The sequence below is a fragment of the Burkholderia puraquae genome (assembly GCF_002099195.1).
Classification (GTDB): Bacteria; Pseudomonadota; Gammaproteobacteria; order Burkholderiales; family Burkholderiaceae; genus Burkholderia; species Burkholderia puraquae.
Window position 1 is genome coordinate 61,152 of the sequence record NZ_NBYX01000012.1, and the last position, 13,539, is coordinate 74,690.

General features: G+C 68.7%; 14 protein-coding genes. 6 read left to right on the forward strand and 8 right to left on the reverse strand.

Annotated features, from left to right (window positions below; translation table 11 throughout):
- Positions 1-38 precede the first annotated feature (38 nt).
- Entirely contained in the window at positions 39-311 is a 273-nt protein-coding gene (rpsT, locus tag B7G54_RS22375; protein ID WP_039368270.1) for a 30S ribosomal protein S20, read from the reverse strand.
- A 304-nt stretch (positions 312-615) separates the two neighbouring features.
- On the opposite strand from rpsT, the gene murJ reads away from it, so the two are divergent.
- Both murJ and B7G54_RS22385 read left to right on the forward strand, forming a co-directional pair.
- Entirely contained in the window at positions 616-2,166 is a 1,551-nt protein-coding gene (murJ, locus tag B7G54_RS22380; RefSeq protein WP_085041076.1) for a murein biosynthesis integral membrane protein MurJ, read from the forward strand.
- Positions 2,167-2,174: 8 nt separating this feature from the next.
- Entirely contained in the window at positions 2,175-3,017 is an 843-nt protein-coding gene (locus B7G54_RS22385) for a SirB1 family protein (protein WP_085041077.1), read from the forward strand.
- 66 nt (positions 3,018-3,083) lie between these two features.
- On the opposite strand, the gene B7G54_RS22390 is transcribed toward B7G54_RS22385, so the two are convergent.
- From B7G54_RS22390 to lpxK, 5 genes are all read right to left on the reverse strand, one after another.
- The gene (locus tag B7G54_RS22390) at positions 3,084-3,842 is read right to left on the reverse strand and encodes an SDR family NAD(P)-dependent oxidoreductase (protein ID WP_085041078.1); all 759 of its coding nucleotides are present in this window, start codon (positions 3,840-3,842) and stop codon (positions 3,084-3,086) included.
- Between the two features lie 247 nt (positions 3,843-4,089).
- On the reverse strand, positions 4,090-4,752 hold the full coding sequence (gene adk / locus B7G54_RS22395; RefSeq protein WP_085041079.1) for an adenylate kinase: 663 nt from the start codon (positions 4,750-4,752) through the stop codon (positions 4,090-4,092).
- Positions 4,753-4,960: 208 nt separating this feature from the next.
- A complete protein-coding gene (kdsB, locus tag B7G54_RS22400) occupies positions 4,961-5,752 on the reverse strand; it encodes a 3-deoxy-manno-octulosonate cytidylyltransferase (protein WP_085041080.1) in 792 nt (263 codons plus the stop codon).
- 107 nt (positions 5,753-5,859) lie between these two features.
- On the reverse strand, positions 5,860-6,054 hold the full coding sequence (locus tag B7G54_RS22405; RefSeq protein ID WP_010090898.1) for a Trm112 family protein: 195 nt from the start codon (positions 6,052-6,054) through the stop codon (positions 5,860-5,862).
- A complete protein-coding gene (gene lpxK, locus B7G54_RS22410; protein ID WP_085041081.1) occupies positions 6,035-7,063 on the reverse strand; it encodes a tetraacyldisaccharide 4'-kinase in 1,029 nt (342 codons plus the stop codon). The genes B7G54_RS22405 and lpxK overlap by 20 nt, the downstream gene beginning before the upstream one ends.
- Positions 7,064-7,513: 450 nt before the next feature.
- Between lpxK and xseA the strand changes: the two genes are divergently transcribed.
- Together xseA and sodB are read left to right on the forward strand one after the other, a co-directional pair.
- Entirely contained in the window at positions 7,514-8,896 is a 1,383-nt protein-coding gene (gene xseA, locus B7G54_RS22415) for an exodeoxyribonuclease VII large subunit (RefSeq protein ID WP_085041082.1), read from the forward strand.
- A 226-nt stretch (positions 8,897-9,122) separates the two neighbouring features.
- Positions 9,123-9,701, forward strand: coding sequence for a superoxide dismutase [Fe] (gene sodB, locus B7G54_RS22420; protein WP_011352986.1), 579 nt, complete (start codon positions 9,123-9,125; stop codon positions 9,699-9,701).
- Between the two features lie 106 nt (positions 9,702-9,807).
- Here the strand turns inward: sodB and chrA are convergent, their stop codons facing one another.
- Positions 9,808-11,019 carry a chromate efflux transporter gene (gene chrA, locus B7G54_RS22425; RefSeq protein WP_085041083.1) on the reverse strand — a complete coding sequence of 404 codons (1,212 nt, stop codon included), beginning with the start codon at positions 11,017-11,019 and terminating at the stop codon, positions 9,808-9,810.
- Between the two features lie 86 nt (positions 11,020-11,105).
- A complete protein-coding gene (locus tag B7G54_RS22430) occupies positions 11,106-11,813 on the reverse strand; it encodes a Crp/Fnr family transcriptional regulator (RefSeq protein ID WP_085041084.1) in 708 nt (235 codons plus the stop codon).
- Positions 11,814-11,894: 81 nt separating this feature from the next.
- Between B7G54_RS22430 and B7G54_RS22435 the strand changes: the two genes are divergently transcribed.
- Complete coding sequence (locus B7G54_RS22435; protein WP_085041085.1) at positions 11,895-12,419, forward strand: Mpo1 family 2-hydroxy fatty acid dioxygenase; 525 nt, start codon at positions 11,895-11,897, stop codon at positions 12,417-12,419.
- Entirely contained in the window at positions 12,412-13,458 is a 1,047-nt protein-coding gene (locus B7G54_RS22440; protein WP_085041211.1) for a 2-dehydropantoate 2-reductase, read from the forward strand. Before B7G54_RS22435 ends, B7G54_RS22440 begins: the two co-directional genes overlap by 8 nt.
- Positions 13,459-13,539: the final 81 nt, after the last annotated feature.

Consider the following 13,539-nt stretch of genomic DNA (forward strand, 5'->3'; position numbering starts at 1 on the left):
AGGAAACAGGAACGCCCGCGTGAGCGGGCGCACCGGATTTACGCTGCTGCCTGCAGACCCTTGACGGCTGCGGCGAGGCGGCTCTTGCTGCGAGCGGCCTTGTTCTTGTGAACGATCTTCTTGTCGGCGATCGTGTCGATCGTCTTGACGGCAGACTTGAACAGCTCTGCAGCCTTTGCCTGGTCGCCGGCGTCGACAGCCTTGCGAACAGCCTTGATCGCGGTACGGAATTTCGAGCGCAGCGCCGAGTTGTGCGAGTTTGCCTTCGCGGCCTGGCGGGCGCGCTTGCGTGCTTGTGCGGAGTTAGCCATGACGGTTCCTTATCCTGTCCTGTTTCCAGAGCTTGGAGCCTGACGGCCAAGCGCTGCTTTTCGATCCGTCCCCTGAGAACGATTGCCCAGGGGCGCATAAAAAAACGGTGATTTTAACCGAGGCCGGGACATGAAAACGGCAGTTGCCGTGCATGTACGAGCCCAGAAACCGGCGATTATAGCAACAAAATCAAGCGAGTGGCAAGTTTAACGTGACTCCCGCCGGACGGGGCGCCGGCGGCTCGTGTGCTTTTCGGCATCGGCCGCTGGCCGGGCCACGCAACGTCCGTATAATAAGCGCCCCATGAATCTATTCCGAGCCCTGCTGACGGTCAGCGGCTTCACGCTGCTGTCGCGCGTGACCGGACTGGCCCGCGAGACGCTGATCGCCCGTGCGTTCGGCGCCAGTCAATACACTGACGCGTTCTACGTCGCCTTCCGTATCCCGAACCTGCTGCGCCGCCTGTCTGCCGAAGGCGCGTTCTCGCAGGCGTTCGTGCCGATCCTCGCCGAGTTCAAGAACCAGCAGGGGCACGACGCGACGAAGGCGCTCGTCGACGCGATGTCCACCGTGCTGGCGTGGGCACTTGCCGTGCTGTCGGTTGTCGGGATCGCCGGCGCATCGTGGGTCGTGTTCGCGGTCGCGTCCGGCCTGCACACCGACGGGCAGGCGTTCCCGCTCGCGGTCACGATGACGCGGATCATGTTCCCGTACATCGTGTTCATCTCGCTAACGACGCTCGCGTCCGGCGTGCTGAACACGTACAAGAGCTTCTCGCTGCCCGCGTTCGCGCCGGTGCTGCTCAACGTCGCGTTCATCGCGGCGGCCGTGTTCGTCGCGCCGCACCTGAAGGTGCCGGTGTTCGCGCTTGCATGGGCCGTCATCGTCGGCGGCGTGCTGCAGTTCCTGGTGCAGTTGCCGGGCCTGAAGAAGATCGACATGGTGCCGCTGATCGGTCTGAACCCGCTGCGCGCGCTGCGCCACCCGGGCGTGAAGCGCGTGCTCGCGAAGATGGTGCCCGCGACGTTCGCCGTGTCGGTCGCGCAACTGTCGCTGATCATCAACACCAATATTGCGTCGCGGCTCGGGCAGGGTGCCGTGTCGTGGATCAACTACGCCGACCGCCTGATGGAATTCCCGACGGCGCTGCTCGGCGTCGCGCTCGGCACGATCCTGCTGCCGAGCCTGTCGAAGGCGCACGTCGACGCCGATTCGCACGAGTATTCGGCGCTGCTCGACTGGGGGCTGCGCGTCACGTTCCTGCTCGCGGCGCCGAGCGCGCTCGCGCTGTTCTTCTTCGCGACGCCGCTCACCGCGACCCTCTTCAACTATGGCAAGTTCGACGCGCATACCGTCACGATGGTCGCGCGCGCGCTGGCGACCTACGGGATCGGCCTCGTCGGCATCATCCTGATCAAGATCCTCGCGCCGGGCTTCTACGCGAAGCAGGACATCAAGACGCCCGTGAAGATCGCGATCGGCGTGCTGATCGTCACGCAGATCTCGAACTACGTGTTCGTGCCGCTGATCGGTCATGCAGGCCTGACGCTGAGCATCGGCGTCGGCGCGTGCCTGAACTCGCTGCTGCTGTTCATCGGGCTGCGCAAGCGCGGCATTTACCAGCCGTCGCCGGGCTGGCTGCGCTTCTTCGTGCAGTTGATCGGCGCGACGCTCGTGCTCGCGGGCCTGATGCACTGGCTGTCGATCAGCTTCGACTGGACCGGGATGCGTGCGCAGCCGCTCGATCGCATCGCACTGATGGCCGCGTGCCTCGTGGTGTTCGCTGCACTATATTTCGGTATGTTGTGGGTGATGGGCTTCAAATACGCTTATTTCAGAAGGCGCGCCAAGTGACGACCGCAATGACCCGCGTCCTCGACTACTTCAGCACGCTCGTGGCAGACGATGACAGCCTGCCCGTCACGGAAGCGGCGCTGTCGCTGGCGCAGGACGCATATCCCGACCTCGACCTGCAGGGCACGCTGGCCGAACTCGACATGCTGGCGGCGCGGTTGCGCCGGCGGTTCGCCGACGACGCGGACCTGAAGGGCCGCGTTGCCGCGCTGAACGATTTCTTCTTCCGCGAGCTCGGCTTCGCGTGTAATCACAACGATTACTACGACCCCGATAACAGCCACCTGAACGCCGTGCTGAAGCGGCGGCGCGGGATCCCGATCTCGCTGTCGGTGCTGTACCTGGAACTCGCCGAGCAGGTCGGCGTGCCGGCGCGCGGCGTATCGTTCCCCGGCCATTTCCTGCTGCGCGTCACGCTGCCGGACGGCGACCTGATCATCGATCCGGCCAACGGGCATTCGCTGTCCGAAGCCGAGATGGTCGAGATGCTCGAGCCGTACGTCGCGCGTGCAGCCGGTGCGGTCGACAGTGCGTTGCGCGCGCTGCTGCAGCCGGCGACGAGCCGCGAGATCATCGCGCGGATGCTGCGCAACCTGAAGACGATCTATCTTCAGACGGAACGCTGGCAGCGGCTGCTGGCGGTGCAGCAGCGGCTCGTGATCCTGCTGCCCGAGCACCTCGACGAAGTCCGCGACCGCGGTTTCGCGTATGCGCGGCTCGATTACCTGCGCCCCGCGCTCGAGGATCTCGAGCAGTATCTCGGCGAGCGGCCGGACGCGGACGACGCAACCGTCGTCGAGTCGCAGGTGACCGAATTGCGGCAGCGGATGCAGCGCGACGGCGAGGACTGAGCCACTGCGGCGCTGCCGGAACCCTGAATGAAAAAACGCCCGCGATGCGGGCGTTTTTTTGCGTGCCTATTTCGGCTGCATCCGGATCGCGCCGTCGAGGCGGATCACTTCGCCGTTGAGCATCGGATTCTCGACGATCTGCCGCACCAGCAGCGCGTATTCGGCCGGTTTGCCGAGCCGCGGCGGGAACGGCACCATCGCGCCGAGCGCGTCCTGGACGTCCTGCGGCATGCCGAGCAGCATCGGCGTCTCGAACAGGCCGGGTGCGATCGTCATCACGCGGATGCCGTTGCGCGACAGGTCGCGTGCTATCGGCAGCGTCATGCCCGCCACACCGGCTTTCGACGCCGCGTATGCGGCCTGGCCGATCTGTCCGTCGAATGCGGCAACCGACGCGGTGCTGACGATCACGCCGCGCTCGCCGTCCGCGGTCGGCGCGGTGGCGGCCATCGCGGCGGCCGCGAGCCGGATCATGTTGAACGTGCCGACGAGGTTCACGTTGATCGTCTTCGCGAACACGTCGAGCGGATGCGCACCGTCCTTGCCGACAGTCTTCGCGGCAGGCGCGATGCCCGCGCAGTTCACGAGGCCGCGCAGCGTGCCGGTGCGCGTCGCCGCGCCGACGGCCGCCTGCGCGTCGGCTTCGCTCGACACGTCGCAGTGCACGAAGATGCCGCCCAGCTCGGTCGCGAGCGCCGTGCCCGCCGCGTCGTTCAGGTCGGCGAGCACGACCGTGCCGCCTGCCTGCGTGAGCATCCGTGCGGTGCCGGCGCCGAGGCCCGAGGCGCCGCCCGTGATCAGAAACACGTTGCCGCGAATTTCCATGACTGCCTCCGTTGTCGACCGCCGTTGGCGCTCCGGCGCCTGTTGCGGTTGCGCGCGAAGCGGTTGCCTGGCTCGATGCCGCGCGATCGGTTGAAATGCCGGGGCGCCGGTAACAGGGGCGCCGGCACCCGACCGATTGTACGGCGCGCCCTCGCGCGGCGGCGAGACCGGAACGGTCGTACGGATTTCGCCCGGGCAAAAAAAAAGCCGCCCGGAAAGGGCGGCTTGCGGGAGCGCGACGCGCTGCTTACTTCAGTGCGTCAAACGCGCGCTCGCGGATTTCATCGACGCTGCCGAGGCCCGAGATCTTGCGATACTGCGGAGCCTTCAGGCCGTTTTCCGCACCGCGCTGGGCCCAGTCGCCGTAGTACGTGATCAGCGGCTTGGTCTGCGCTTCGTACACTTCGAGACGTTTCTTGACGGTTTCTTCCTTGTCGTCGTCGCGCTGGATCAGCGGCTCGCCCGTCACGTCGTCGTGGCCTTCGACCTTCGGCGGGTTGAACTTGACGTGGTACGTGCGGCCCGATGCCGGGTGCGTGCGGCGGCCGCTCATGCGCTCGATGATTTCCGAGAACGGCACGTCGATCTCGAGCACGTAGTCGATCGCGACGCCGGCTTCCTTCATCGCGTCAGCCTGCGCGATCGTGCGCGGGAAACCGTCGAACAGATAGCCGTTCGCGCAGTCGGATTCCTTCAGGCGTTCCTTGACGAGGCCGATGATCAGCGCGTCCGGCACGAGCTTGCCGGCGTCCATGTAGCCCTTCGCCTCGACGCCGAGCGGCGTGCCGGCCTTCACGGCCGCGCGCAGCATGTCGCCCGTCGAGATTTGCGGGATGCCGAATTTTTCCTTGATGAAGTTTGCCTGGGTGCCCTTTCCCGCGCCGGGCGCGCCCAACAGGATCAAACGCATGGTGATATCTCCAGTATGTAGATTCGTGTGGCGAGATGCGAAAAGCGCTGGCGACGAGGTGCGCGGGGCTTGCCTGGCGCGCGGCGGACCGGTCTGATGCGGCGCGTCGGGTTGAGCGACGCGCGGCTGCCGGCAGGGCCGCGGGCGGGGTCAAGCGAGGACGCGCTGGTCGCGGACGGCTCGCACAATCGCCTGATTATGCCACGGGTTATTTTGAACCCGGCTGAAAAAGGGCCTGCACGCGTGCGAGATCGGCCGGCGTGTCGATTCCGGCTTCGGGCGCGGACTCGGTGATCAGCACTGCGATGCGCTCGCCGTGCCAGAGCGCGCGCAGCTGTTCGAGCTGCTCGGCCTGTTCGATCGGCGCCTGCGCGAGCGTCGGATACGTGCGCAGGAAACGCGCGCGATACGCATAGAGGCCGATGTGCCGGTAGACCGGGAAAGCCGGTCCAGGCATGGCTGCGACGTCGGGCCAGTGCGGCTGGTACGCGTCCCGGCTCCACGGAATCGGCGCGCGCGAGAAGTACAGCGCGACGCTCTGTGCGTCGAGCGCGACCTTCACGACGTTCGGGTTGAACACGTCGGCCGCGTCGTGGATCGGGTGGGCGGCCGTCGCAATCGCGCACGCCGGATGCGCGGCGAGGTGCGACGCTACGTCGCGCACGAGCACCGGGTCGATCAGCGGCTCGTCGCCCTGCACGTTGACGACGACGGTGTCGTCGCTCCACCCGAACGTCGCCGCGACTTCCGCGAGCCGGTCGGTGCCGGACGGATGGTCGGCGCGCGTCAGCACCGCTTCGAAGCCGTGATCGCGTGCCGCATCGAGCACGCTCTGCGCGTCGGACGCGACGAGCACCTGCTGCGCGCCCGCTTCACGCGCGCGCTCGGCGACGCGCACGACCATCGGCTTGCCGCCGAGGTCGGCGAGCGGCTTGTTCGGGAGCCGCGTCGACGCGAGCCGGGCGGGAATGACGGCGATGAAGGGGGGCGGGTGAGTCATCGGGGAGGCGCGGTGAGAAGAGCGGAGCGGGCGACGCGTCTGGCACGGGTCGCCCGGCGGGGTTCGGCACCCTGGCCGCGGATGGGCCGCGGCTCGGGCCGGGCGGCTTAGCGGCCGGCCGGGTCGACCGGCGTGCCTTCGACGGTCTGGCGCGCTTCGTCGACCAGCATCACGGGGATGCCGTCGCGGATCGGGTAGGCGAGCTTGTCCGCGTTGCAGATCAGTTCCTGCGCGGCACGGTCATAGTGGAGCGGGCCTTTGCAGATAGGGCACACAAGGATTTCAAGCAGGCGAGCGTCCACGGAGTTTCTCCACAACGAGGGCAATGAGGCGAGGGTCGAGCGCGGCTTCGACGGGGACGACCCACAGTCGAGCGTCGCGCCAGGAAGCGCCCAATTTTACTGCATCCTTCTCGGTGATCAGGATCGCATCGACGGCATCGTCGACGAATGGATTGTCGGCGAACGCATAGTGGTCGGGCAGCGCGCGCGTCGCGGGCGTGAGACCGGCCGCGCGCAGCGTCGCGAAGAAGCGTTCCGGCGCGCCGATGCCGGCCGCGGCGAGCACGCGCTCGTTCGCGAATTGCGACAGCGGGCGGCGCAGCGCGGGCTGGTCGAGGTGCCACGCGGCGCCCGGCGTGAGCGCGAGCGAATAGGTGTCGGGCCACGGCGGCAGCGCGCCGCTGTACGGATCGTTGACGAGCGTGGCATCGCGGTGCCGCGACAGCGGCTCGCGCAACGGCCCGGCCGGCAGCAGGAAGCCGTTGCCGCCGAGCCGGTGGTCGAACACGACGAGTTCGACCGTGCGCGCGAGGCGGTAGTGCTGCAGGCCGTCGTCGCTGACGATCACGTCGACGTCCGGGTGCGCGGCGCGCAGCGCCTGCGCGGCCGCGACGCGATCGGGGCATACCCAGACGGGTGCGCCGGTGCGGCGTGCGATCAGGAGCGGTTCGTCGCCGCCCACGCTGGCGCGCGACGCGGGCGTGACGGCGGTCGGCACCTTCACGTTCGCGCCGTAGCCGCGCGACACGATGCCGGGCGTGAAGCCGGCCGCCCGCAACGCGTCGACGAGGGCGATCACCGTCGGCGTCTTGCCGGTGCCGCCGACGGTCACGTTTCCGACCACGACGACGGGCACGCCGACGTCGACCGGCTTCTTCCAGCCCTGTGCGTAGGCGGTGCGCCGCAGCGCCGCACACAGGCCGAACACGCATGCGAACGGCGTGAGCGCCCACGCGAGCGCGCCGCGGCGCTGCCATTCGCGTGTCAGGCGCGCTTCGAGCCGGGCAAGCGGGCCGTCGGGCGCGCTCATCGGGCCGGGCGCGGCACGTCGTGCGCCGCGGCGTGGGACGGATTCGTCAAGGCGGATTCTCCGTTGGGCGGCGCGAGCCGCGGGGTCTGCGGAAGGCGGCACTCTAGCGCGCCGCGGGCGGGCGCGGCAAGCTCGACCGGCCGGCGCAGTCCGCGGGGACGGATCGCGACGGCTTGTGGATAACTCTGTGAAGAACTCCGCTCTCGATGGCGTCAAACGCCCGCCGGGTGGGCCTCGAATCGGATGAGAATCATTCCGAAAGCTTTAAAAATATATAAAAATCAATGTGTTACTGCGAATTGTCTGGGGTTTTTCACGGTTTTCACGCGTTTTAGACCGACGATTGCCAAAGTGTGGACACCTTCCACGCGTCGCGGTGCATGCGCCCGGCGCTGGACGTCGCGCGCGTGTCGGACTATCGTGTCGCCGCCAGCATTCATCCGACCGTCCATGCCTTCCGACTCCCCATTTGCCGCACCGGGCGCGACCCGCGGCGGCGACGAAGTGATACCCGTTTCGGCGCTCAATCGCGCGATATCGACGATGCTCGAGCGCTCGTTTCCGCTGCTGTGGATTTCGGGCGAAGTGTCGAATTTCACGCGCGCCGCGAGCGGCCACTGGTATTTCTCGATCAAGGACCAGCAGGCGCAGATGCGCTGCGTGATGTTCCGCGGCCGTGCGCAATACGCGGAATTCACGCCGCGCGAAGGCGACCGCATCGAGGTGCGCGCGGTTGTCACGATGTACGAGCCGCGCGGCGAAGTGCAGCTCAACGTCGAAGCCGTGCGGCGCACCGGGCAGGGGCGCCTGTACGAGGCATTCCTGCGGCTGAAGGCGCAGCTCGAGAGCGAGGGGCTCTTCGCGCCCGAGCGCAAGCGGCCGCTGCCGGCCCACCCGCGCGCGATCGGCATCGTCACGTCGCTGCAGGCAGCCGCGCTGCGCGACGTGCTGACCACGCTTGCCCGCCGCGCGCCGCACATCCCGGTGATCGTCTATCCGGCGCCGGTGCAGGGCGCCGGTTCCGCGGAAAAGCTCGTCACGGCCGTCGAGACCGCGAATGCACGCCGCGAGGTGGACGTGCTGCTGGTCTGTCGCGGCGGCGGCTCGATCGAGGATCTGTGGTCGTTCAATGACGAGGCGCTGGCGCGCGCGATCGCGGCGAGCGAATTGCCGGTCGTCAGCGGCGTCGGGCACGAAACCGATTTCACGATCGCGGACTTCGCGGCCGACGTGCGTGCGCCGACGCCGACCGGCGCGGCCGAGCTCGCGAGCCCGCAGCGTGCGCTGCTGCTGCGCGAGGTCGGCGAGCGCCAGCGTGCGCTCGCGCGCGGCATGGAACGCCGGCTCGAACAGCGCGCGCAGCAGCTCGACTGGCTCGCCCGCCGGCTGGTGAGCCCGGCCGAGCGGCTGCAGCGGCAGCGCACGCACGTCGAGCAGCTCGCGGTGCGGCTTGCGTCGGCGGCGTCGCGGCCGGTGCGCGACGCGCGCGCGCGTTTCGCGCTCGCGCAACTGCGCTGGCAGCGCGCGCGGCCCGATCCGTCGCAGGCGCGCCAGGCGCTCGCGGGGCTGTCGCAGCGTCTTGCGCTGGCCTTGCAGCGCCGTCACGAACGCGACACGGCTCGCGTGTCAGCCTGTGCGGCAAGGCTCGAGGTGTTGAGCCCGCAGCGCACGCTCGAGCGCGGCTATGCGGCGCTGATCGATACACAGACGGGCCGCGCGGTGCGCACGCCGAACGCGCTGAAGCCGCAGCGCCGCCTGACCGTGCATCTTGCGGAAGGCTCGGCCGACGTGTCGCTCGCCGACGTGCAGCCGCGGCTGACCGATACGATCTGATGTAAGCGGCGCGAGCGGCACGCCGGCCGCCGCAACGGACGCATCGTGTACGGGAACGGATGCTGCGCCTCGCTGGCTCGTCCTGCCGGATGATGCGCCAACATCGCTTTTCCGCATACCGCGGATAAATGGCCCGTGAGTTTGCGGGGTTATTCGTCCTCGCCTACAATCGGACGCTCGGCAGCATCCAACACAGCCTCCCTACATACTCAACGAAGGAATCGCCATGGCTCATACGCTCCCGCCGCTCCCGTACGCTGAAGACGCACTCGCGCCGACCATCTCGCTCGAGACGATCCAGTACCACTACGGCAAGCATCATCAGGCTTATGTGACGAACCTGAACAATCTGATCCCGGGCACGGAATTCGAAAACCTGTCGCTGGAAGAGATCGTGAAGAAGTCGTCGGGCGGCATCTTCAACAACGCCGCGCAAATCTGGAACCACACGTTCTTCTGGAACAGCCTGTCGCCGAACGGCGGCGGCGCACCGACGGGCGCGCTGGGCGACGCGATCAACGCAAAGTGGGGTTCGTACGACGCATTCAAGGAAGCGTTCACGAAGGCTGCAGTCGGCACGTTCGGTTCGGGCTGGGCATGGCTCGTGAAGAAGGCTGACGGTTCGCTCGACATCGTGTCGACGAGCAACGCAGCAACGCCGCTGACGACCGCAGACAAGGCACTGCTGACGATCGACGTGTGGGAACACGCGTACTACATCGACTACCGCAACGCACGCCCGAAGTTCGTCGAAGCGTTCTGGAACATCGTGAACTGGGACTTCGCAGCGAAGAACTTCGCGTAAGGTCCGGCGCCTGCGCGCCGCTACGGCGCGCGGCAACCAGCAAAAAAGCCCTCGAAACGAGGGCTTTTTTGTTTTTGGCTCACTGGAACAGGCTGCGCGTGCGCGGTCAGGCCAGCATGCCGAGCCCCCAGCCGAGCGCCGCGCTCGCGATCACGACGGCCCACGGCGGCAGGCGCCAGAACACCAGCGCGACGAATGCGACGAGCGCGGCGGCCAGATCGCGCGGCGCCACGATCGTGTCGGTCCAGACCGGGTGATAGAGCGCGGCGAGCAGCAGTCCGACGACAGCGGCGTTCACGCCCGCGAGCGCGGCCTGCATCCGCGTGCTGCGGCGCAGGCGCTCCCAGAACGGCGCGGTGCCGGCCACCAGCAGGAACGACGGCGCGAAGATCGACACGAGCGCGATCGTGCCGCCGAGCCAGCCGTTCGGCGCGTTGCGCAGCGACGCGCCGAGGAATGCCGAGAACGTGAACAGCGGCCCCGGTACGGCCTGCGCGACGCCATACCCGGCCAGGAACGCCGCATCGCCGACCCAGCCGGGCGCGACCACGGCCGCCTGCAGCAGCGGCAGCACCACGTGCCCGCCGCCGAATACGAGCGCGCCCGTGCGGAAGAACGCATCGACGACGGCGAGCGTGTCGGAGCGCAGCGCGCGGGCCGCAAACGGCAGTACGACGAGGAGCGCGGCGAACACCGCGAGCCACAGCACGCCCGCGCGAGGCGACACGTGCAGCGGCAACGGATCGTGGGCGTCGCGCGCCGGCTGCGGCAGCAGCACGAGGCCGACCAGTCCGGCCCCGACGATCACGGCAACCTGCGCCCACGCGGCCGGCGCGAGCAGCGCGACGCAGGCGGCCGCGGCCATCAGCGTGACGCGGCGCGCATCCGGGCACAGCGTACGTGCCATGCCCCACACCGCTTGCGCGATCACGGCGACCGACACGATGCGCAGCCCGTGCAATGCACCGGCTTCGATCGGCGCCCCTGTCGCGTGCACACCGAGTGCGAACAACATCATCAGCAGCGCCGACGGCAGCGTGAAGCCGAGCCACGCGGCGAACATGCCCGCGTAGCCGGCGCGCGCGAGGCCGATCGCCATCCCGACCTGGCTGCTCGCAGGCCCCGGCAGGAACTGGCACAGCCCGACGAGATCCGCGTACGTGCGCTCGGTGAGCCAGCGGCGCCGCGTGACGAATTCGGTGCGGAAGTAGCCGAGATGCGCGACCGGGCCGCCGAACGAGGTGAGGCCGAGCCGCAGGAACGCGACGAACACTGGCCAAGGGTGGCGGGAGGAAGGGGAGGCGGTCGATGTGCTCAAGGCGGTGAGGGCAGGTGGACGGACGAGCCGCCACGATAGCGCAACGCGGTGACGGCGGGGAGGCTGCGCGATGGTCGCGCCGGGGCTCAGCGCGCGCCGTCGGGCAACCCGCTCGCATGCCGCAGCGCGTCGATGTCGACGAGCTCGATCTCGCCGACGTGCAGCCGTACGACGCCGTCGGCCTGCAGCGCCTTCAGCAACTGGTTGGTGGTCTGCCGCGTGAGCGACAGCATGGCCGCGAGCTTTTCCTGCGACAGCCGGATGCGGGTGCGGCCGGCGCTGATCCCGCCGTAGCCGTCGGCGATCATCAGCAGGCGGGCAGCGAGCCGCTGCGCGGCCGGCATCACGCTCATCGATTCGACGGTCAGGAAGCTCAGGCGCAGCTTCTGCGCCATCAGCAGCGCGAATTGCCGCCAGTATTGCGGCGTCGCGTCGAGGATCACGAGCAGCGCGGCCTGCGGGATGTGCAGCAGCAGCGCGTCGTCGAGTGCGATCGCATCGTGTGTGCGCGGCTGGCCGTCGAATAGCGCGATTTCACCGAACCAGGTGACAGGCTCGGCCACCGTCAGCAGCGCTTCCTTGCCCTGCGCGTCGACCGCACCTATCGTGAGTGAACCGGTCAGTACCGCGTACAGCCCGCACGGCGGGTCGCCGCGCCGGAACAGCGCATGGCCGGCCGGCAGCCGGCGCAGCGCCGCGTGGGCGAGCAGGTCCGCGCGCAACGCGGGCGGCAGTGCGGCGAACCACGGGTTCGCTTCGATCTGCGGCAGGTACGGGGCGAGCGAGGAGGGCATGGGCACGCGATGTCGGGTAGTTGACAGAGGTTCTCGGGCGTGACGCGCATCATAGCGCTCAACCACCGACCAGGAGACGCGATGAAGACGCTCGAAGACCATCTTTCCCAGTATGCGGCCTACCACCGCGACGCGCGCAACATCGCGACGCATCTGGTCGGGATCCCGATGATCGTATTCGCGGTCGAGGTGCTGCTGTCGCGGCCGGCGCTCGGGATGCTGGCCGGCATTGCGCTGTCGCCGGCGCTGCTGCTGGCCGTCGCGTTCGCGCTGTTCTACCTGCGGCTCGACCTGCGGTTCGGGATCGTGATGACCGCGCTGCTCGCACTGGGCCTGTGGGCCGCGCAAGCGCTGGCGTTGCTGCCGACCGCGCAATGGCTCGCGATCGGCATCGGCGCATTCGTCGTCGGCTGGATCGTCCAGTTCGTCGGGCACTGGTTCGAAGGGCGCAAGCCCGCATTCGTCGACGATCTGGTCGGGTTGATGATCGGGCCGCTGTTTGTCGTCGCCGAGGTCGCGTTCTTCGCGGGGCTGCGCGGCGACGTGCGCCGCGAAGTCGAGCGGCGGGCCGGTCCCGTGCACGGTGGCGCGCATTCGCATGTCTGAAGCACCGGTCTGCGTGTTCGGCGCGGGCACAGTCGGCTGCTATCTCGGCGGACGGCTCGTGGCGGCCGGCGCGAATGTGACGCTCGTCGGCCGCGCACGGATCGGCGACGCAATTCATCGGTACGGGCTGACGCTGACCGACCAGAGCGGCTATCGCGCGACGCTCGCCCCGGCCGATGTCGTATTCACGATCGATCCGGCGGCTGCGGCGGCCGCGCGGCTCGTGCTCGTGGCGGTGAAATCGGTCGCGACGCATGACGCCGCGGCGCAGCTCGCCGGCGTGCTGCGGCCCGGTACGGTCGTGATCAGCTTCCAGAACGGCCTGCACAACGCCGACGTGTTGCGCGAGGCGCTGCCGCAGGCGACCGTGCTGGCCGGCATGGTGCCGTTCAACGTGATCGAGCGCGGGCCCGGTGCGTTTCACCAGGGCTCGGCCGGCGCGCTGGCGGCCGACGCGTCCCCCGCGCTGCAGCCGTTCGCCGGCGCATTCGCGCGCGCCGGGCTGCCGCTCGCGCTGCATCGCGACATGCGGGCCGTGCAATGGGCGAAGCTGCTGCTCAACCTGAACAACGCGGTCAACGCGCTCGCGAACCTGGCGCTGCGCGACGAACTCGCGCAACGTGCGTACCGGCGCTGCGTCGCGCTTGCGCAGCGCGAAGCGCTGCACTGGCTGGCGCTGGCCGCGATCCGGCCCGCGCGGTTGACGCCGTTGCCGGCCGCGTGGATCCCGGCCGTACTCGACTTGCCCGATGCCGCGTTCCGCGTGCTCGGCGGCCGGATGCTCGCGATCGACCCGCTCGCGCGTTCGTCGATGTCCGACGATCTCGCGGCGCAGCGTGCGACGGAAGTCGAGTGGATCAACGGCGAGGTCGTGCGGCTGGCCGCGCACTTCGGCGCGCAGGCGCCCGTCAATGCGCGACTGTGCGCGCTCGTGCACGACGCGGAACGCGCGGCGGCGCGCCCGGCGTGGCGCGGCGATGCGCTGTGGGCCGAGCTGAGCGCGCAGTTGTCGCGCGCGGGCGACGTGCGGGCCGCATAGGGGGGGGCGCAACCCGTCGCACAGAGTGAGCGTCCGTGATGCCGCACGGGGTGTGCAAGGGCTAAGATGCGGGGTGCGTCA